Here is a 20,521-nt window from a genome sequence, read left to right as displayed (position 1 = left end):
GATGGGCTTCGTCCCATTACCCTATCGAACAGGGACCTTCTCATGGTCAGCCGCTCATCCGTGCTCGGCGTCACGTCGTTTTGCGCCATGCTCGCAAGCACAACCGTTCCGGCCTTTGCCGACGAGCGCGCATCGCCAGCGCCCGATTCAAGCCTCGACGATATTCTCGTCACCGCACAGCGCCGCGCCGCGACGATCGAGAACGCGCCTTCGTCCAAGGCGTCGATCGACGCCGCGACGATCGCGACGACGATCAACGCGCGCAATGTCGAGGATACGCTCAAATATCTCCCGAGCCTCGTCGTTCGCAAACGCCATATCGGCGACAGCCAAGCGCCGCTTGCGACACGCACCTCGGGGCTCGGCGCGAGCGCGCGCAGCTTGATCTACGCCGATGGCGCAATCCTCTCGGCGCTGGTCGGCAACAACAACACCTCGGCCAGCCCGCGCTGGAGCCTGGTATCGACCGAGGAGATCGCCCGCGTCGACGTGCTCTACGGGCCGTTCTCGGCGGCATATCCCGGCAATGCGATCGGCGCCGTAATCAACATCACGACGCGCTTGCCCGATAGTTTGGAGGGCACGCTGGTCGCGGGAACCACGGTCCAGCGTTTCGACCTGTACGGCACGCACCGCACCTTGCCGGCCTATCAGCTCGGCGGCACGTTCGGCGATCGGTTCGGGCCACTCGCGGTCTTTGGAAGCGTCGATCATGTCGACAGCCACGGCCAGCCGATCGGCTTTGCCACCGCCGCCGCCACTAAAGACGCGACCGGCACGCCGACAACGGGTGGCTATGACGACGTCAATCGCACCGGCGGCGCGATCCGCGTCGTCGGCGCGACCGCGTTCGAGCATCAGGTGCAGGATCGCGTCAAGCTCAAGGCTGCGCTCGATCTCTCCGCCGCGCTGCGGCTGACCTATGTCGGCAGCCTGTTCCTCAGCACCACCGATTCGACTGTCGAGAGCTACCTCACCAACCCGGCGAGCGGCCTGCCATTCTATGCCGGCACCACGATCAACAACGGCCGAATCTACACGCTGGCCGCCAGCGCCTTTGCCGGCAGCGTCTATCGCACCGAGCAGCGGCAATGGTCGCACAATCTGTCGCTCAACGGCAGCGGTACCCGGTTCGACTGGCAAGTGATCGGCACGCTGTACGATGTCGACAAGGATCAGCAGCGCATTTCGAACACCGCGCTGCCGGCTGTGCAAACGGGCGGGGCGGGTTTCATCACCGACCTGGCGGGAACCGGCTGGAAAACGCTCGACGCTAAGGGCGCGTGGCGATCGGATGCGGCGGCGACGCATACGGTGAGTTTCGGGGCGCACGCCGATTGGTACGAACTCGACAGCAATCGCTACAACACCAGCGACTGGGTCGGCGGATCGAAGGGTGCGCTCAACCTGCAAGGTAGCGGCAAGACGCGGACGTACGCGCTGTGGGCGCAGGATGCCTGGCGGATCCTGCCGCCGCTGACGCTTACGCTCGGCGGGCGCTACGAATGGTGGCGCGCCTATGACGGCGTGAATTTCGCGCAGTCGCCAGCGATCGGGCCGGTCCGTCAGCCGGCGTTGAGCAGCAATCGATTTTCGCCCAAGGCAGCGCTCGCCTATGCGATCGACCCGCACCTGACCGCGCGGCTGTCGTTCGGCCAGGCGTGGCGCTTCCCGACCGTCGGCGAGCTCTATCAGATCGTCACGACACCGGTCGCGTCGGTCCCAAACCCGAACCTGCGCCCCGAACGCGCGCGCTCGCTCGAACTGGCGCTCGAGCGGCAGGACAGCCGGGGAACCTTGCGGCTCGCTTTGTTCAACGAAGTGATCAGGGACGCGCTGATTTCGCAGACCGGCCCGCTGGCGGTGACCCCGGTTCAAGTCGGCACCTATGTCCAGAATGTCGACGAGACGCGGGCGCGGGGGGCCGAACTCTCGGTCGCCCGGACGAACGTCGTCGGGCGGGTCGATGTCTCGGGCAGCGTGACCTATGCCGACGCGATCACCAGCAAGTATGCGGTCCTGCCCGGCGCAGTCGGCAAGCTGCTCCCGAGCGTGCCGCGCTGGAAGGCGACGGCGGTGGCGACCTGGCGACCCGTCGAGGGCGTCGCGCTGACGGCTGCTGCGCGCTACGCCAGCCGCAATTACGGTGCGCTCGATAACGCCGACGTGGTCGGCAACACCTATCAGGGCTTTTACAGGTATTTCGTCGTCGATCTGCGCGCGCAGTTTCGCGTCGCGCAGCATATCGAATTCGGGATCGGGGTCGATAACGTCAACAACGACCGCTACTTCCTCTTCCACCCCTTCCCGCAACGCAGTTTCGCCGCCGACGTGAAGGTGACGTTCTGATGCCGGCGATCGCGACCTCAGCAAGCACGGTTCCGGCCGGGCAGGCGCTGTACCGCTGGGTGTGGCGCTGGCACTTCTATGCCGGGCTGTTCGTCCTGCCCTTCATCCTGATCCTGGCGGTCACCGGATCGATCTATCTGTTCAAGCCGCAAGTCGAGCGGTGGGAAGAACGGGCGTTTCGCGGTCTCGGGACTGAGGGCGCAGTGGCTCCCGAGGCACAGCTGTCGGCGGCCCTGGCAGCCAATAAGGGGATGCGGTTCAACCACTATCGCCTGCCGCGCGAGGCTGGCGACGCCGCGATGCTTCAGTTGGTGGATGCGGACGGCAGACCGCGCGAGGTCTACGTCTCGCCGCAGGGGCGCGTGCTCGGCAGCCTCGATCCCGCGGCGCGGATCGAGGCGATCGTTGCGCGGATCCACGGGTCGCTGCTGATCGGCACACTCGGCGATCGGCTGGTCGAGCTCGCCGCGAGCTGGACGATCGTGCTGATCCTGTCGGGCCTGTATCTGTGGTGGCCGCGACCGTTCAGTCTTGCAGGGACACTCTGGCCGCGGTTCTGGCTGCGCGGGCGGCCGCTGCTCAAGGATCTGCACCGCGTCACTGGGTTCTGGGTGGCGGGGCTGGTCCTGGTCATGCTCGCGAGCGGCCTGCCCTGGGCGGGCGCGTGGGGCGGGACGTTCAAATGGGTGCGAGCCGAGCTTGGGCTGGTGAAGGGGCGGCAGGATTGGAAGATCGGCGTCGATGGAGGCCACGCCGGTCACCACGGCGCGATGACCGATATGCCGACGGCGCGGGCGCCCGAGCCGAAGGGCCTGCCGCTCTCGGTCTTCGTCGCCAAGGCAGCGGCGGAGCGGATGGCGTTTCCCGTGCTGGTGCTTCCGCCGCACACCGTCCAGAAGTTCGGACCACCGACCGGTGCCGTATGGACGGTGAAGTCCGAGGCGCAGAACCGCTGGCTGGATCGGCGCGTGACCTATGATCCGGCGAGCGGGATCGAGACCGGGCGATCGGGCTTTGCCGACCTGCATGTGATCGACCGGATCGTCAACACCGGGGTCGCCTGGCACGAGGGGCAATTGTTCGGCCTTGCGAACCAGCTGATCGGGGTGGCGACCGCGATCTCGCTGATCGCGATCAGCGTGCTCGGCACGCTGCTGTGGCTCAAACGCCGACCCCGGGGGCAGGTGGCGGCGCCACCCCGGCGTGGCGCAGCGGCGCCGGGGTGGATGTTCGCGCTCCTCATCGTGCTCGGGGTGCTGCTGCCGCTGTTCGGCGCGTCGGCGCTGGTTCTCGCACTGGTCGATCGGATTGTCGTGTCGATCCGTGCGCGGGGTCAGGCGGAGGTGACGGCATAGCGCAGCGCGACGATGCCATGCCCTTGCGTCTCGGCGCCGAGCAAACTCAAGCGGACTTTGCCGTTCAAGCCCTCGGTGCCGTAGGTCACGATCCCGTCCACCGCTGCGCCGCCATCGAGCGCGGGCGCGACGAGGACGTGGAGTTCGTCGACCACTCCCGCCGCGAGCAGTGACCCGTTGATCCCGCCGCCGCCCTCGAGCAGCAGCTTGGCGATGCCGAAGTCGCGCCCCAGCGTCTCGAGGATCTCGGCGAAATCGAATTCGTGATCCGGCGAGACGATATAGGAAACGCCGTCGGCGGCCAGCTCTGCGAGATGGCTGTCCGCCACATCCGGACCGAGCAGCACGATGACGGCATCACCCCCCACGGTGCCACCGTCGAAATGCAGCTTGCCCGAACGATCGAGCGCGATCGCATAGCTGTCGGCGCGGGTCGCGACGTGGAGCGGTCGTTCGACCGCGCCTGGCGATGCGGGCGGATGCGGTGCGGCCTTCGACATCTCCGCCATCGTCACGCGGCCGACGAGCCAGGCGTTGCCGCCGAGCGCGTCGTGCGCGCTTTCATACGCGGCGGTCCAATCCTTGCGGCTTCCGTCGGGGCTTTCGGTATAGCGGCTCGGATGCAGACGCCCGTCGATCGACGACTGCATCAGGCAAATCACATACGGCTTCGCCGCCGCACCCGCGTCGCTCTGGGTTACCATTCGACACCGATCTTGCCGAAGTGCCCCGCGCCCATCTCGTAGCGAAAGGCATCGCCGAGCGCCTCGAGCGGGAATCGGCGATCGACCACCGGGCGGATTCCGGTCGCGTCGAGAGCGCGGACGAACGCCTGCTGTTCGCGCCGGCTGCCGACGATCAGGCCCTGCAACCGCGCTTGCTTCGCCATCAGCGCCGCGGTCGGGACTTGGCCGGCGGCGCCGGTCAGCACGCCGATCAGCGAGATATGCCCGCCGACGCGCACCGCTTCGATCGATTGCGCGAGCGTGCCGGGACCGCCGACTTCGACGACATGGTCGACACCGCGGCCGTCGCTCCAGTCGCGCACCGCTTTGCCCCACTCCGAGTGCTCGCGGTAATTGAGCGTGAAGTCTGCGCCGATGCGCTTGGCGCGCTCGAGCTTCTCGTCCGACGACGAGGTAATCGCGACGGTCGCGCCCATCGCCTTGGCAATCTGCAAAGCCCAGATCGACACGCCGCCCGTGCCGAGCAGCAGCACGCTGTCGCCCGCCTTGAGCTTGCCGTCGACGACCAGCGCGCGCCACGCGGTGAGGCCAGCGGTGGTGATCGTCGCCGCCTCGACCGCGTCATAACCCTTTGGCGCATGCGTGAAGGCGCTGGCGGGCAGCACGACGAATTCGCAGGCGAAGCCATCGATCCCGTCGCCGGGCGTGCGGCTGAAGTCGCCAATCGTCGCGCTGCCGTCCTGCCAGTCGGGGAAGAAGCACGAGACGACGCTGTCGCCGGGCGCGAATTCGGTGACGCGTTCGCCGACCGCCTCGACGATCCCGCCACCATCGGCGAGCGGGATACGGCCGTCTGCGGTCGGCATCCGCCCGGTCGCGATGCCGAGATCGTGGAAGTTGAGCGAACTGCCGTGCAGCGCGACGCGGATCTCGCCCGCGCCCGGCGCGCCCGGATCGGGACGGTCTTCGAGTGTCAGATGATCGAGCCCGATCGGGGCCTTGAGAACCATCGCCTTCATGCCGGAAATCCTTGCTGTGTGCGGGCGCAACGCTTGGGGGGCGTTAGTTTTCCCGCGATCACCCGATATTGCGGCGGGTATCGTCTCCGTCGGAGCGAACCCGCTCGCGCATCGACTGCCGGATGTAGAACAGATGCGAGCCGACTTGCGCGACCTTGACGAGCGAGTCGCGCCAATAGGGGACCATCCAGTCGGCGTGATAATGCGTCGCGCGTCCGACATCGGCGAACACGCGCCCCGCGAGCGCGCGGCGGGCGGCCTGGCGTGCGGCGGCCCAGCCGTCATGCACCGGCCGTCGCACGAACGATCCATCGCAGGTGAACGAGAATTGGCATCCGATCGTGCGCGTATAGCCTTGATAGACCACGCCGCAGATCGTCCGCGGAAAGCCGCGCGCGCGGACGCGGTTGAGGATGACCTGGATCACCGCTTTCTGCCCGCGCGCGTCGTCGCCCGCTTCGTAGAGCGCGGCGGTGGCGAGGCATTCGGTGGCTTGCAAGCGCGCGGCGGGGCCACCGTCGAAGCGGTAGCGCGCGGCCGGGACGCGGAAGCGCGGCTCGACCGGGACGGCGCGGTTCGACGCGCGGGCTTGCGCCATCGTTAGCGGCTTGGGGCGCTCCGGGTTCGGCTCTGTCGGCACGCTTGGATAGAGGAACGTCGCGATCAGCAGGATCGCGGCGACGCTGCCGAGCAGCAGCAGCCAGGTCTCCGAAGCGGCGTCGCGCGCGACGCTGCGCGATCCTGCGCGTCGCTTTGGAGGGGGTGGTTTGCGCGCCATGGCCGCGCGCTTATTCAAAGCTTCCAGCCCGGGCGCAACCGCTCGTGTGTAGATGCCTGTCGGCGCGGGTTTTAGCGCGCGGTTTGCTGGTCCGTGGGATCGGGAAGCACGACATAGGCGGCTCCCGGAACCGCCACCGACATACCTGTCGGGTGGAGACGCCCGTCGGCGTCGATCGTCAGCGTCGTCACAGTCTGCGCCTTCTCGTGCGCGACGATCACCAGCCCCGCATCGTCGAGCAGCAGGAAGTGGCGCGGCGACGCGCCGCCGGTCGCGGTATGACCAAGCAGCGTCGGAACGCCGGCATCATCGAGCGCGAATACCGCGATGCTGTCATGCCCGCGATTGGAGACGTAGAGCCGATCGCCCGCGCGATTGATCGCCAGATGCGCGACGATCGAATCGCCGTGCCAGCCGTCGGGCAGGGTCGAGAGCGTGGTACGATGCGTGAAGCTGCCATGGCTGCGATCGAGCACGCTCAGCGTATTGTCGAGTTCGCCGATCACGTAGGCGCGCTGGTCGAGCCGCGGGTGGAGAAGAAGATGCCGCGGTCCCGAGCCCGGGGCGGCGCGATAGGCGCGCTGCGGCGCGTGCAGCGTACCTTCTGCCGCGATCGGAAAGCCGAGGATTTCGTCGGTCCCGAGATCGGTCTGGTAAAGCCAGTGCCCGTCGGGGCTGAACCCGACCCAATGCGCGTGCGGCGCTTCCTGCCGCGCCGGGTTTGGCCCGGATCCCTGATTGGCACTGACCTGCACGGCGCCCGTAGGCAGCCCGCTCTGCGGATCGAGCCGCAACAGCGTCACGCTTCCGCTCATGTAATTGGCGACCGCCAGCAGCGTCTCGGTCGGATCGAGCGCGATATGGCACGGCGCGGCGCCATCGACCGCGATCGACGCGAGCCGCTCCCACCGCTGGTCGGCGTAGCGGTGGACACCGACGCTGCCTGCGTCGGCTTCATCGACGATATAGTGCAGCCGGCGTCCCGGCGCGTAGATGCTGAACGAGGCGTTGGGGGCGTCGGTATAGGGCGCGCCGAGCCGCCACGCTCCCGCCTCGTCGCGGCACAGCGGCTGGATCCCGGCGCCACCGCCGCCACGATAGGTGCCGATCCCGACGCAGAGGGCAAAGGGAGCTTCGGTCATCGGAAATCCTGTTCGGCGGCGGTCGTGTTACGAGGCCGCGCCCGCGACGCCGAGCTGATCGAGCACGAACGCCTGCCACTCGGCATTCTGGCGGAAGCGTTCGAAGCGGCCCGACTTGCCACCATGCCCCGCCTCCATGTTGACGCGGAACACCAGCGGATTGGCACCGGTCTTGAGCTCGCGCAGCTTGGCGACCCATTTGGTCGGCTCGTAATATTGCACCTGGCTGTCCCACAGGCCGGTGCCGACATACAGCGCCGGATACGCCTTCGCCGCGACATTGTCGTAAGGCGAGTAGCTCAGCATATAGTCGTAATACGCCTTTTGCGCGGGGTTGCCCCATTCGTCATATTCGAAGGTGGTGAGCGGGATCGAGGCGTCGAGCATCGTCGTCACGACATCGACGAACGGCACCTGCGCCACGATCGCCTTGTAATCCTGCGGCGCCATGTTGGCGACTGCGCCCATCAGCAGCCCGCCCGCGCTGCCGCCCATCGCCGCGACGCGGTCCTTCGCGACGTATTTCTGCGCGACGAGGAAGCGCGTGACGTCGATAAAATCGGTAAAGCTGTTGCGCTTCTTGAGCAGATGGCCGTCGTCATACCAGCCGCGCCCCATTTCCTGCCCGCCACGAATATGCGCGATGGCATAGACTACGCCGCGATCGAGCATGCCGATCCGGCCGGGATCGACGGCGGGATCGGTCGACATGCCGTAGCTGCCATAGGCGTATTGGAACAACGGTGCGGTGCCGTCGCGCTTCAGCCCCTTGCGATAGACGATCGACACCGGCACGCGCGTGCCGTCGCGCGCGGTCGCCCAGACGCGCTCGGTGACGTAATTGGCGGGGTCGTAGCCCGGCACCGGCGCGACCTTGAGCACGCGCCGCGCGCCGGTCTTCACATTGACCTCATAGGTCGTCGTCGGCGTGACGAGCGAGCCGTAGGTGTAGCGCACCCACGGTGTCGCGGTCTCCTCGTTGACGTCGAGCGCCATCCGGTAGGCGGGCTCGTCGGCCTTGACCGGGATCGATGTGCCGGCGTCGGTGAGCAAGCGGATCATGCGATTGCCGCCCTCGCGCTGGTCGATCGCGACGAAGCCGGCGAACGGCTTGAAGCGCTCGATAAACACGCTGTCGCTCGCCGGCGTCAAGTCACGCCACGCGGTGACGCCCTTGGCGACGTCGGCATCGGTGACCGTGACGAGCTTGTAGTTCTTCGCCGCGCGATTGGTGCGGATGATCCAGCGTCCGCCCTGATGGTCCGCCGTGTAGCGAAACTCGCGTGCGCGTGGTGCCAGCACGGTAAACGCGCTCGGGTTCGACGCCGGCGCGCAGCGTTGTTCGTCGCTCACCGTGCTCCCGACGGTGATGCAGATGAAGCGATCGTCGGCGGTGCGCGCTATGCCCATCTGGAAGGTGTCGTCCTTCTCCTCGTAGAGCAACGCATCGGCGGCGGGCGCGGTGCCGAGGACATGCGCCATCACGCGATAGCCGCGCAGCGTCACCGGGTCCTTCGCGACGTAGAGGATCGTGCGATTGTCGTCGGCCCATACGACGCTCGGCTCGGCATTGGCGATCGTGTCGCTGCGCACCGCGCCGGTCGCGAGATCCTTGATCTTGAGGACGTATTGGCGACGCCCGACGGTATCCTCGGCCCAGGCGACCTGCGCGTTGTCGGGGCTGACCGCCCAGTCGCTCAGCGCGAAGAAGCTGTGGCCCTTGGCCATTGCCGGCTCGTCGAACATCGTCGTGGCGGGCGCGGTGGCGGCGCCCTTGCGCCGCTCGATCAGCGGATAGTCGGCGCCGGCGGCGAAGCGCGAGGCGTAGTAATAGCCGTTTTTCGCATAGGGGACCGAGCTGTCATCCTGTTTGATGTGCGCGACTGTCTCGGCATAGAGCTTGGCTTGGAGCGGCTTCAACGGCGCGAGGCGCGCATCGGCATAGCCATTTTCCGCGGCAAGATAGGCGAGCATCGCCGGGTCCTTGCGGGTGTCGTCGCGCAGCCAGTAATAGTCGTCGGCGCGCGCGCCGTTGGGCGAGGTTACCTGGAACGGCCGCTTGGCGACATGCGGGGCGGGGGGCGGCGTCTGCGCCTCGGCCTGCGATCCCAGCATCACGGCGCCACACGCCACTATCGTCCACCGCATCGTCGCATCCCCTGTCGATCGAGTTCGCGGGCAGGGTGGCGACCCACTGCCCGACGCGCAAGGGGACTTTGCCACCCGCGCGGCGGGGCGCAGCGGTCACTCCGCCATATAAGCGGCGAATGCGTCCTTCCAGTCGGGGTGCCAGCGCGACAGGGCAGGGCGGTTCTCGGCCACGTCGCCGGCCGCCCAGGCGATCCGCTTGGCGTCCTGCTCAGACGTCGTCTCGTTGTCGGGGCAGACGATGTAGAAATCGCCCGCAGCTAGCCGTTCGAGCATCAGCGCGACGACTTGCTCGGGAGTCCACGCGCCCGCGGGCTTTTCGGTGCTGCCGGGGCGCGTCATGCCGGTGAAGGTGAAGCCCGGCACCAGCAGATGCGCGCTCACCCGGTCGCCGCAGCGAGTCCGCAGCGTGTGCGCGAGGCCTTCGGTCAGCGCCTTCACCCCGGCCTTGCTGACATTGTAAGCGGTATTGCCGGGCGGCTGGGTGATGCCCTGCTTCGAGCCGGTGTTGATGACGAGCGCCGGGCTGCCATGGTCGAGCATCGCGGGGACGAAGCTCTGCACGCCGTTGAGCACGCCGAGCAGATTGACGCCGAGCACCGCATCCCAGACCTCGGCATCGGCGAACACGTCTCCACCCGCTCCAATCCCGGCATTGTTCATCAACAGCGCGACCGTGCCGTGCTCCGCAACGATCCGGCCGGCGAGCGCGTGCATCGCCGCGCGGTCCGACACGTCCACGGTATGCGCGATCGCGCCGTCAATCGAGGCGGCGGCGGCCTCGAGCGCCTCGCCCGAGCGGTCGACCAGCACGACGCGCATCCCGGCCGCCGCAAAGGCGCGCGCGGCGGCGAGGCCGATCCCGCCCGCCGCGCCGGTGACGACGGCGAGGTTGCCCGGCGCGATCGCCGCAAACGAGGCCGTGCTCATTGGTCCACCGTCGCCATCGAGACCGCGGGGTAGCGCATCCCCTCGGCACTGCCCGGCGGCAGCACTGCGTCGATCCGCGCGAGCGCGTCGGCATCGAGCACGATTTCGAGCGCGCCGAGATTGTCCTCGAGGTAGCTGCGCCGCTTGGTGCCGGGGATCGGCACAACGTCGTCGCCCTGCGCGAGCACCCAGGCCAGCGCGAGCTGCGCCGGGGTGCAGCGCTTGGCCGCCGCCATTTCCTTGATCGCCGCGACGAGATCGAGGTTCTTGGCGAACGCGGCACCCTGGAAGCGCGGATGCATGCGGCGGCTGTCGCCCTCCGCCAGATCCTCGGGCTTGGTGAACTGCCCCGTCAGGAAGCCGCGGCCGAGCGGGCTGTAGGGGACGAAGCCGATGCCGAGCGCGCGGACCGTCGGCAGGATTTCGGCCTCGACGTCGCGGCTCCACAGCGAATATTCGGTCTGCAGCGCCGAGATCGGGTGCACCGCATGCGCACGCCGGATCGTCTCGGGCGCCGCTTCCGACAGGCCGAGATAGCGGACCTTGCCTGCCGCCACGAGCTCGCTCATCGCGCCGACGGTATCCTCGATCGGGACGCCGGGATCGACGCGGTGCTGGTAATAGAGGTCGATCACGTCGAGCCCGAGCCGCTTGAGGCTCGCATCGCACGCCTGGCGGACGTAATCGGGATGGCCGTTCACGCCGCGGAAGCTGCCGTCGGGCCCGCGGACGTTGCCGAACTTGGTCGCGACGACGACCCATTCGCGCCGCGTCCGCACCACCCGGCCGATCAGCTCCTCGTTCGCGCCAACGCCGTACATGTCGGCGGTGTCGAGGAAGGTGACGCCGAGATCCAGCGCGCGGTTGATCGTCGCGACCGACTCGGCCTCGTCGCGGCTGCCGTAGAAGTCCGACATGCCCATGCAGCCGAGACCGAGCGCCGAGACTTCGAGGCCTTGCTGGCCGAGCTTACGCATTTGCATTGCGGACGTCCTTAACGATTAGGAAAGCGAGCGCACAACGAAGCCGCGGGCGCTTGTTTCCAACGGGTTCGCGGCGGCCCGAATGCCGCGAACCCTCCGCCCGCCGGTTCAGTCGACGAGCGTCGCGGTATCGCCCATCAGCTTGGGGAAGAACCCTTCATGGGCGGTGCGCAGCGCGTCGAGCGTGACGACATGATCGTCGTCGGGCAGTTCGAAGATCAGCCGACCCGCGATCGTCCGGCCGATCCGCTCGATCTCGACCCCGGCAGCATCGGCGGCAGTGAGCGTCTCGAGCAGCAGATGGTCGGCGATCGTCGCGACGTAGAGGCCCTGGTCCTCGCCGAACAGCGAGCACGCCACGCCGCACGGCAGCGGCGCGTGGAGCATCGCGCCGACATTACCCGCAAGCGCCATCTCGGCGACCGTGACGGCCACGCCGCCATCGGACACGTCGTGCACCGCGGACAGCGCGCCGGTCGCGATGTGCGCGCGGACGAACTCGCCGTTGCGGCGCTCGGCTTCGAGATCGACCGGCGGGGGCGGGCCTTCCTCGCGGCCATGGACTTCGCGGAGCCACAGCGACTGGCCGAGATGCCCGCGGCGGTCGCCGATCAGGACGATCACGTCGCCGGTGCCCTTGAACGCGATCGTCGCCGACTTGGACCAGTCGGCGAGCAGGCCGACGCCGCCGATCGCGGGGGTCGGCAGGATCGCCGAGCCGCCGCCGGTCGCCTTGCTCTCATTGTAGAGCGAGACATTGCCCGAGACGATCGGGAAGTCGAGCGCGCGGCACGCATCGCCCATGCCGTCGAGGCAACCGGTAAGCTGCGCCATGATCTCGGGGCGCTGCGGATTGGCAAAGTTGAGGCAGTTGGTGACGGCGAGCGGCGTCGCGCCGACCGCGGAAAGGTTGCGATAGCATTCGGCGATCGCCTGCTTGCCGCCTTCATACGGGTCGGCATAGCAATAGCGCGGGGTGCAGTCGGTGCTCATCGCGAGCCCCTTCTGCGTGCCGTGGACGCGGACCACCGCGGCGTCGCCGCCGGGGCGCTGGACGGTGTCGGCGCCGACCTGGGTGTCATATTGCTCCCAGATCCAGCGGCGCGAGGCGATGTCGGGCGAGGCCATCAGCTTGAGCAGGTCGGCGGCGATGTCGCTTGCCTCGGGGGTGGCGCCGAGCGGCGGCACCTTGGCCCAGGCTTGATACTCTTCCTTCGACGCGGCGGGGCGGTCGTAGAGCGGGGCTTCGTCGGCGAGCGGGGCGAGCGGGATGTCGCAGACGGTCTCGCCGTTGAACTTCAGCACCATATGGCCGGTCTCGGTGACCTTGCCGATCACCGCGAAATCGAGCTCCCACTTCTTGAAGATCGCTTCGGCGAAATCCTCGCGGCCGGGCTTGAGCACCATGAGCATCCGCTCCTGGCTCTCGCTCAGCATCATCTCGTACGGCGTCATCCCGGTTTCGCGCTGCGGCACGGCGTTCATGTCGAGCTCGATGCCGACGCCGCCCTTCGACGCCATCTCGACCGCAGAGGAGGTGAGGCCGGCGGCGCCCATGTCCTGGATCGCGACGATCGCGTCCGAGGCCATCAGCTCGAGGCACGCTTCGATCAAGAGCTTCTCGGTGAAGGGATCGCCGACCTGGACGGTCGGGCGCTTCGATTCCGAATCCTCGCCGAAATCGGCCGAGGCCATCGTCGCGCCGTGAATGCCGTCGCGGCCGGTCTTCGAGCCGACATAGACGATCGAATTGCCGATCCCGCTCGCCGCCGAGTAGAAGATCTTGTCCTGCTGCGCGATGCCGACGGTCATCGCGTTGACGAGGATGTTGCCGTCATAGGCCGGGTGGAAATTGACCTCGCCGCCGACGGTCGGGACGCCGACGCAATTGCCGTAGCCGCCGATGCCGTGGACGACGCCCGCGATGAGGTGGCGCATCTTGGGATGATCGGGCCGGCCGAAGCGCAGCGCGTTGAGGTTGGCGATCGGGCGCGCGCCCATCGTGAAGACGTCGCGCAGGATGCCGCCGACGCCGGTCGCCGCGCCTTGGTACGGCTCGATGTAGGATGGATGGTTGTGGCTCTCCATCTTGAAGATCGCGGCCTGGCCGTCGCCGATGTCGATGACGCCGGCATTCTCGCCGGGGCCGCAGATCACTTGCGGGCCGGTGGTCGGCAGCTTTTTCAAATGGATACGCGAGGATTTGTACGAGCAATGCTCGGACCACATCACCGAGAAGATGCCGAGCTCGGTCAGGTTGGGCTCGCGGCCCATCGCGACGAGGACGCGCTCATATTCTTCGGTGGACAGCCCGTGCTGGGCGACGATCTCGGGGGTGATCTGGCTCATGGAGTGTGCCTTTAGCGGGCGGTTGCGCGTCCGTCACCCTTATCGCGCGGGTCGATCTGCGACGAAGCGAGTTTGGTTGACTCGATTGACCCCTGGACGGGGTGTTGTGCGCGGCGATCGTTTCCGATTTTGGCATGATCTGCGGGGTTCGTGGTCGCGCGTGCGGGCCGGCGTTGCGGTTCGCTGTTCCTAGGCTTTCTACGATTTGAAAGAGCAGACCTGAACATACCAGAAACACGGCCTGTAGGACAGCGCTTTTACATCCTCCCCGGCACGGGGAGGGGGACCGTCCGCCCCCTTCGGGCGGATGGTGGAGGGGGACCTCCGCGACCGTTACGCTCGCGGCGCGCCCCCTCCACCCTTCGCTGAATGCTCAGGGTCCCCCTCCCCGTGCCGGGGAGGAGTTAAGCCTTCGCCTCCTCGACAAAATCCACGTCGCGGCGTTCGGGGCCTAGCCAGGTCCAGAGTACCAGCACGAGCGCGGTCACCCCGGCGACGAGCGCCATCGCATAGCCGTAATTGCCGCCATGCGCCTCGGCGATCCCGGCCTGGAGCGGCCCGTTGCGCGAGGCGATCAAATTGCCGAGTTGATAGGCGAAGCCCGGAAACATCCCGCGCACCAGCGCCGGCGACAGTTCGTTGAGATGCACCGGCACGATTCCCCACGCGCCCTGCACCGCGACCTGGACGAGAAATGCGCCGAACCCGAGCAGCAACGGCGTCTGCGCGAACGCCCAGAGCGGGATCACCGGCAGGATGAGCAGGCTGGCGATGATGATCGCGCGCTTGCGGCCGATCGTCTCGGACCAGATGCCGAAACTCAGCCCGCCGACGATCGCGCCGATATTCATGATCGCGGTGAGCGTGCCGATCGTGTGCGTGTCGAACTTGTGCTGTTCGCGCAGGAAGGTCGGGTAGAGATCCTGCGTACCGTGGCTGAAGAAGTTGAACGCGGTCATCAGCACGACAAGGTAGAGCGCGATCTTCCAGTGGCGAGCGAGCTCGACGAACGGGTTGGGTTTCGCCTCGTCCTTGCGCGCCTCGAACGCGGGGCTTTCGTCGACGTGCGAGCGGATGATGAAGACGAGGATCGCCGGCGCGATCCCGACGACGAACATGCCGCGCCAGCCGATCTGGTCGAACAGCAGGAAATAGATGAGGCTCGCGAGGAAATAGCCCGAGGGGTAGCCCGACTGGAGCAGCCCCGACACCGGCCCGCGCAGCTTGGGTGGGATCGATTCCATCACGAGGCTCGCGCCGATCCCCCATTCGCCGCCCATCGCGAAGCCGAACGCCGCGCGGACGACGAACAGCATCGTCAGCGAGGTGACGAAGGCCGAGGCGAGCGAGAAGAAAGAGAAGAGCAGGATGACGATCATCATGATCGGCCGCCGCCCGACGCGGTCGGCGAGCCAGCCGAAGAAGAACGCGCCGAACGGCCGCGCGGCGAGCGTGAGGAAGGTCGCTTCGGTGACGTGCTTGACGTCGGTGCCGTATTCGGTGGCGATCGCCGAAAGCATGAAGACGAGCAGGAAGAAGTCGAACGCGTCCAGCGTCCAGCCGAGATAGCTCGCCCAGATCGCACTGCGTTGCGATGGGCTGAGCGTGCGCAGTTGGTCGATCAGCGTCATGGCGGCTCCGGGGCGGTCGGGGGGAGCTTAGGGAGGCGAGGCGAGGAGGCCAAGCGGTTAGCGGGGGGCGGGTGGTGCGAGACGGCTCGCCTCCTTCGTCACCCCGCCCTTGTGCCGGGGCCTACCGTCCCGCGAGAGCCGCACGCGCCGAACGCGCGTCTCTGTGGACCCCGGCACGGGGCCGGGGTGACGGCGGGGGCCGTCGTTTCATCCCACCGGCTTCGCGTCTTCGCGTGAAGAAGAAGTCTGGTTCACGCGAAGGCGCGAAGACGCGATGCGCAACCCCTCTGCGTCCTCCGCGCCTCTGCGCGCAAAAAAAGAAGGTGGTTCGCGCAGAGGCGCAGAGGACGCGGAGAAGAAGTGGCGCAGAGATGAAGAGGCGACACCGTCGCCGATCCACCAATCCCATCCGTGACCCCGGGCTCGTCCCGGGGTCCACCGTGCCGCGCGTTCTGCGCGTGCAGCTCCTGCGGACGGTGGACCCCGGCACAAGGCCGGGGTGACGGCGGCAGCGGCGGCGGTGGCGTCGGGAATGGTCTATCGCGCCGGCAGCCCCGCGACGAAGCGGTCGACGTCGGCGGCGCTTTGATCGGGATGTTCCTCCATCGGCACGTGACCGACCCGGGGATAGATGATCAGCCTGCTCGTCGGGATATGGCTATGCAGCCATTCGCCCGACGAGAGCGGGATCAGATGATCGAGCGCGCCCCACAGGATGAGCACTGGCATTTTCAGCGCTTCAAGCTGCGCCGGTGTCGCGCTATCGGGCGGCAGCGCGAAGCGGTCGATCGTCGCGACGCGGTTGCCGGGATAGCGCAGCAACTCCCAATAGCGATCGATCATCGCCGCATCGACGCGGCGCGGATCGCCGAATACCTGGGGCAGGCTGTCGGCGATCAGGCTGCGTGGGGTGATGACTGCGGCGATATTGCGCAGGATGGGGATCCGCGCGATGCGGAAGGCGAGCGGGGCGTCGTGCGATCCGCCCGGTTCGGGCTGGCCGACCGAATCGACCAGGACGAGCGCGCGGACATGCTCGGGATGCGCCAGCGCGTAATGCCACGCGACCCCGCCGCCCATTGAATTGCCGACGACCACCATCCGATCGACCGCCAGCCGCCTGCGGATCTGCTCGACGACATCGACATAGGCGGCGGGGCGATAGTCGTGCGTCGGACTCGCGCCGGTCAGGCCGTGGCCGGGCAAATCCATGCGGATGAGGCGATAGCGCGTCTGGAGTCGCTGCGCCCACGGTTCCCAGGTGTGGAGCGAGGCGTTCGAGCCGTGGACCAATAGGAGCACCGGCGCATCGCGCGGGCCGGTGTCGCGCAGATGGACGCGCAGGCCCCCGCCGAGATCGACGAACTGCGACGGCGGCGCGCCGTATTTGGCGCGCATCGCGCGCGGATCGGTGTCGGGGCTGCGAAAGGAGAGAAAGGCGATGAACAGCGACGCAAAGATCGCTGCCGCGATTGCAGTGAGAATTCGTGTGCGCACCGATTTCCCCTTGTCACCCCTGACGCCGTGATGTGGCGCCGATCACCCCATCATTACGGGTTCGCAAGGAATAACAAGGGGAAAGGGGATCAGGCGTCCTGGCGCGCGAGCCATTCCTCGAGCCACTTGATCGTATAGTCGCCCTTCTGGAAGTCGGGGTCCTCGATCAAGGCCTGGTGGAGCGGGATCGTCGTCGTCGGGCCGTCGATGACGAACTCCTCGAGCGCACGGCGCAGCCGGCGGATCGCGCCGGCGCGGGTGGTGCCATAGACGATCAGCTTGGCGATCATCGAATCATAGTACGGCGGCACGCGGTAGCCGGCATAGAGCCCGCTATCGACGCGGACGTTCATCCCGCCCGGTGCGTGATACGCCTTCACCAGCCCCGGCGACGGCGCGAAGGTGCGCGGGTCTTCGGCGTTGATGCGGCATTCGATCGCATGGCCGCGGAACTGGACGTCTTCCTGGCGGAGCGTCAGGCCGTGGCCCTCGGCGATGCGGATCTGTTCGCGCACCAGGTCGAGCCCGGTGATCGCCTCGGTGACGGGATGTTCGACCTGGAGGCGCGTGTTCATTTCGATGAAATAGAACTCGCCATTTTCCCACAGGAATTCGATCGTCCCGGCGCCGCGATAGCCCATGTCGGCCATTGCCTTCGCACAGACGCCGCCCATCCGCGCGCGGTCTTCCTCGCCGAGCACGGGGGAGGGGGCCTCTTCGAGCACCTTCTGGTGGCGGCGCTGGAGCGAGCAATCGCGCTCGCCCAAGTGGATCGCATTGCCTTCGCCGTCGCCGAACACCTGGAATTCGATGTGGCGCGGGTTGCCGAGATACTTTTCGAGATAGACCGTCGCATCGCCGAACGCGGCCTTCGCCTCGCTGCCGGCCTGCTGCATCAGCGTCTCGAGCTGATCCTCGGAGGTGCAGACCTTCATCCCGCGACCACCGCCGCCCGACGCCGCCTTGATGATCACCGGATAGCCGGCCTGCGCCGCAATTTCCTTGGCTTCGGCGAGATCGCTGATCGGACCCGCAGAGCCCGGAACGAGCGGCAGGCCGAGCGCGCCGGCGGTGCGCTTGGCCTCGATCTTGTCGCCCATCGTGCGGATATGCTCGGGCTTGGGGCCCACGAAGATGATGCCGTGGGCTTCGATGATCTCGGCGAACTTGGCGTTCTCCGAGAGGAAGCCGTAGCCCGGGTGGATGGCGTCGGCGCCCGAGATTTCGGCGGCCGAGATGATATTGGGGATGTTGAGATAGCTCTCGGTCGCGCTCGGCGGCCCGATGCAGATCGCCTGGTCGGCGAGTCGCACGTGCATCGCATCGGCGTCGGCGGTCGAATGCACCGCGACGGTCTGGATGCCCATTTCGTGGCAGGCGCGGTGGATCCGCAGCGCGATCTCGCCGCGGTTCGCGATGAGGAGCTTCTTGATCTCGGCCACGTGCTTACTCGACCACCACGAGCGGCTGGTCGAATTCGACCGGCTGGCCGCTCGTCACCAGCACCGCGGTGACACGGCCCGCGCTCGGCGCGAGGATCGGGTTCATCACCTTCATCGCCTCGACGATCAGTAGCGTGTCGCCAGCGGCAACGCTGTCGCCGACGCTGACGAAGGTCTTCGCCTCGGGGTTGGGCGAGAGGTAGGCGGTGCCGACCATCGGCGATTTGACCGCGTTGAGCGCGGCGGCCGGCGCAGCGACGATTTCGGCGGGTGCCATCGCTGCGGGCGCGGGCGCGCTGGCAACGGGGGCGGGGGCGTATTGCACCGCGCTCGCGACAGCTGCCGCCTTGCGCGCGATGCGGATCTTGCGCCCGCCATCTTCGACTTCGATCTCGGTCAGCTGCGTGTCATCGAGCAGCTGGGCGAGCTGACGCACCAGATCGACGTCGATCCGCATTGCATCCGTGTTCGTATCTTCGGCCATACGACCCTTATCTCCCTTGTTACGGCGCGTCCTGTCAGAGACGCGCGGCGGCTTCAAGCGCCAGCATGTAGGAAAATGCGCCGAAACCGCAGATCGTCCCGTGTGCAACGGGGGAGATACGGCTGACATGGCGAAAGGCTTCGCGTGCGTGCGGGTTCGAGAGATGGACCTCGATCACCGGCGTGCGGATCGCCTTGATCGCATCGTAAAGCGCGATCGAGGTGTGCGTATAGGCGCCCGCGTTGAGCAACACTGCCTTGGCGGGGAGCGCTTGTGCCTCGTGCAGCCAGTCGATCAGATGCCCCTCGTGATTCGATTGGCGCAGGTCGATCGACAGGCCGAGCTCGCGCGAGCGGTCCTCGAGCTGGCCGGCGATGTCGTCGAGCGTTTCGTGGCCGTAGATCTCGGGCTCGCGCGTGCCGAGCAGATTGAGGTTGGGACCGTTGAGGACGAAGATCGTTTCGGGCATCGCGCGGGACTTCCGGTTGCGGGCGGTTGAATGCTGCCAGGCCTCGGCCTAGTTGAGCAGACCCATAGCCCGTTCGCCCCAAGCTTGTCGAAGGGCTGTTCGTCCCGGCCGGGACGGACAGGGTTTCGCCAAGCTCAGCCCGAACGGGGAACGAACGTGCCGCATACCGATGGAACCGTCAGCATCCAGGTCAATGGCGAGCATCGCCGCGTGCGCAGCGGGCTGAGCCTCGCCGAGCTGGCGCAGGATCTGGGGCTGCTGCCCGAGAAGGTCGCGATCGAACGCAATCTCGAGGTCGTGCCGCGCTCGACGCTCGGCGACGTGCTGGTCGAGGATGGCGACGAGCTCGAGATCGTGCATTTCGTCGGCGGGGGGGATCATGCCGCCGCAGTCGATGCCGACACCTGGAGCGTCGCGGGGCGTACCTTCCGCTCGCGTCTCATCGTCGGCACGGGCAAGTACAAGGATTTCGCGCAGAACGCCGCCGCGCTCGAAGCGTCGGGCGCCGAGATCGTCACCGTCGCGGTGCGCCGCGTCAACGTCTCGGACCGCAACGCGCCGATGCTGACCGATTTCATCGACCCCAAGAAAGTCACCTATCTGCCCAATACCGCGGGCTGCTTCGATGCCGAATCGGCGATCCGCACGCTGCGGCTTGCGCGTGAGGCGGGCGGTTGGGACTTGGTGAAGCTCGAAGTGCTGGGGGAAGCGCGCACGCTCTATCCCGACATGGTCGAGACGCTGCGCGCGACCGAGATCCTCGCCAAGGAAGGCTTCCTGCCGATGGTGTACTGCGTCGACGATCCGATCGCGGCGAAGCGGCTCGAGGATGTCGGCGCGGTGGCGATCATGCCACTTGGTGCGCCGATCGGATCGGGGCTGGGGATCCAGAACCGCGTCACGATCCGGCTGATCGTCGAGGGCGCGAAGGTGCCGGTGCTCGTCGATGCCGGGGTCGGCACCGCGTCCGAGGCGGCGCAGGCGATGGAGCTCGGCTGCGACGGCGTGCTGATGAACACCGCCATCGCCGAGGCGAAGGATCCGGTGATGATGGCGGCGGCGATGAAGGCCGGGGTCGAGGCGGGGCGGCTCGCTTATCGTGCCGGGCGGATGGGGCGGCGGATGTATGCCGATCCGTCGAGCCCGCTCGCCGGCCTCATTTGAGCGAAATCGGCCATAGTATGAAACATAAGTTATGGAACTAGCCCGGGACTAGTCCGTTTAAACCTCGGGACTAGCCGATGTCGACCCGCGACATC

Annotated in this window: 16 protein-coding genes; 3 read left to right on the top strand and 13 right to left on the bottom strand. The window is 67.3% G+C overall.

Annotated features, from left to right (window positions below):
* Positions 1-42 precede the first annotated feature (42 nt).
* Both IE187_RS02245 and IE187_RS02240 read left to right on the top strand, forming a co-directional pair.
* On the top strand, positions 43-2,349 hold the full coding sequence (locus IE187_RS02245; RefSeq protein WP_189674925.1) for a TonB-dependent receptor: 2,307 nt from the start codon (positions 43-45) through the stop codon (positions 2,347-2,349).
* Positions 2,349-3,704, top strand: a complete 1,356-nt coding sequence (locus tag IE187_RS02240; protein ID WP_229839184.1) for a PepSY-associated TM helix domain-containing protein — start codon at positions 2,349-2,351, stop codon at positions 3,702-3,704. The genes IE187_RS02245 and IE187_RS02240 overlap by 1 nt, the downstream gene beginning before the upstream one ends.
* Here IE187_RS02240 and IE187_RS02235 read toward each other — a convergent pair.
* The 13 genes from IE187_RS02235 to aroQ all read right to left on the bottom strand — a co-directional run bounded on the left by IE187_RS02235 (position 3,683) and on the right by aroQ (position 19,262).
* Positions 3,683-4,408 (bottom strand): RibD family protein, encoded by a 726-nt coding sequence (locus IE187_RS02235; protein WP_189674924.1) that lies wholly within the window; start codon positions 4,406-4,408, stop codon positions 3,683-3,685. The genes IE187_RS02240 and IE187_RS02235 overlap by 22 nt on opposite strands.
* Positions 4,402-5,409 (bottom strand): zinc-dependent alcohol dehydrogenase family protein, encoded by a 1,008-nt coding sequence (locus tag IE187_RS02230; RefSeq protein ID WP_189674923.1) that lies wholly within the window; start codon positions 5,407-5,409, stop codon positions 4,402-4,404. The genes IE187_RS02235 and IE187_RS02230 overlap by 7 nt, the downstream gene beginning before the upstream one ends.
* A gap of 58 nt (positions 5,410-5,467) precedes the next feature.
* Entirely contained in the window at positions 5,468-6,187 is a 720-nt protein-coding gene (locus tag IE187_RS02225; RefSeq protein ID WP_189674922.1) for a cell wall hydrolase, read from the bottom strand.
* Between the two features lie 71 nt (positions 6,188-6,258).
* On the bottom strand, positions 6,259-7,329 hold the full coding sequence (locus IE187_RS02220; protein WP_189674921.1) for a lactonase family protein: 1,071 nt from the start codon (positions 7,327-7,329) through the stop codon (positions 6,259-6,261).
* A gap of 27 nt (positions 7,330-7,356) precedes the next feature.
* Positions 7,357-9,477: a S9 family peptidase gene (locus IE187_RS02215; protein ID WP_189674920.1), complete on the bottom strand. Its 2,121-nt coding sequence runs from the start codon at positions 9,475-9,477 to the stop codon at positions 7,357-7,359.
* 96 nt (positions 9,478-9,573) lie between these two features.
* On the bottom strand, positions 9,574-10,407 hold the full coding sequence (locus IE187_RS02210; RefSeq protein ID WP_189674919.1) for an SDR family NAD(P)-dependent oxidoreductase: 834 nt from the start codon (positions 10,405-10,407) through the stop codon (positions 9,574-9,576).
* Positions 10,404-11,390, bottom strand: a complete 987-nt coding sequence (locus IE187_RS02205) for an aldo/keto reductase (RefSeq protein ID WP_189674918.1) — start codon at positions 11,388-11,390, stop codon at positions 10,404-10,406. Before IE187_RS02205 ends, IE187_RS02210 begins: the two co-directional genes overlap by 4 nt.
* 108 nt (positions 11,391-11,498) lie before the next feature.
* A complete protein-coding gene (gene purL / locus IE187_RS02200) occupies positions 11,499-13,739 on the bottom strand; it encodes a phosphoribosylformylglycinamidine synthase subunit PurL (protein ID WP_189674917.1) in 2,241 nt (746 codons plus the stop codon).
* Between the two features lie 404 nt (positions 13,740-14,143).
* A complete protein-coding gene (locus IE187_RS02195; protein WP_189674916.1) occupies positions 14,144-15,370 on the bottom strand; it encodes an MFS transporter in 1,227 nt (408 codons plus the stop codon).
* 537 nt (positions 15,371-15,907) lie between these two features.
* Positions 15,908-16,867 carry an alpha/beta fold hydrolase gene (locus tag IE187_RS02190; RefSeq protein ID WP_229839183.1) on the bottom strand — a complete coding sequence of 320 codons (960 nt, stop codon included), beginning with the start codon at positions 16,865-16,867 and terminating at the stop codon, positions 15,908-15,910.
* Positions 16,868-16,956: 89 nt separating this feature from the next.
* Positions 16,957-18,309, bottom strand: coding sequence for an acetyl-CoA carboxylase biotin carboxylase subunit (accC, locus tag IE187_RS02185; protein WP_189674915.1), 1,353 nt, complete (start codon positions 18,307-18,309; stop codon positions 16,957-16,959).
* Positions 18,310-18,313: 4 nt separating this feature from the next.
* The gene (gene accB / locus IE187_RS02180) at positions 18,314-18,793 is read right to left on the bottom strand and encodes an acetyl-CoA carboxylase biotin carboxyl carrier protein (RefSeq protein ID WP_189674914.1); all 480 of its coding nucleotides are present in this window, start codon (positions 18,791-18,793) and stop codon (positions 18,314-18,316) included.
* A 34-nt stretch (positions 18,794-18,827) separates the two neighbouring features.
* Positions 18,828-19,262 (bottom strand): type II 3-dehydroquinate dehydratase, encoded by a 435-nt coding sequence (gene aroQ / locus IE187_RS02175; RefSeq protein WP_189674913.1) that lies wholly within the window; start codon positions 19,260-19,262, stop codon positions 18,828-18,830.
* Positions 19,263-19,418: 156 nt separating this feature from the next.
* Here aroQ and thiS point away from each other — a divergent pair, with 156 nt between their 5' ends.
* On the top strand, positions 19,419-20,426 hold the full coding sequence (gene thiS, locus IE187_RS02170; RefSeq protein WP_133188710.1) for a sulfur carrier protein ThiS: 1,008 nt from the start codon (positions 19,419-19,421) through the stop codon (positions 20,424-20,426).
* Positions 20,427-20,521 lie beyond the last annotated feature (95 nt).

It is taken from the genome of Sphingomonas glacialis, assembly GCF_014653575.1.
In the GTDB taxonomy this organism is placed as follows: Bacteria; Pseudomonadota; Alphaproteobacteria; order Sphingomonadales; family Sphingomonadaceae; genus Sphingomonas; species Sphingomonas glacialis.
This window is presented reverse-complemented; position numbering and strand designations above follow the sequence as displayed.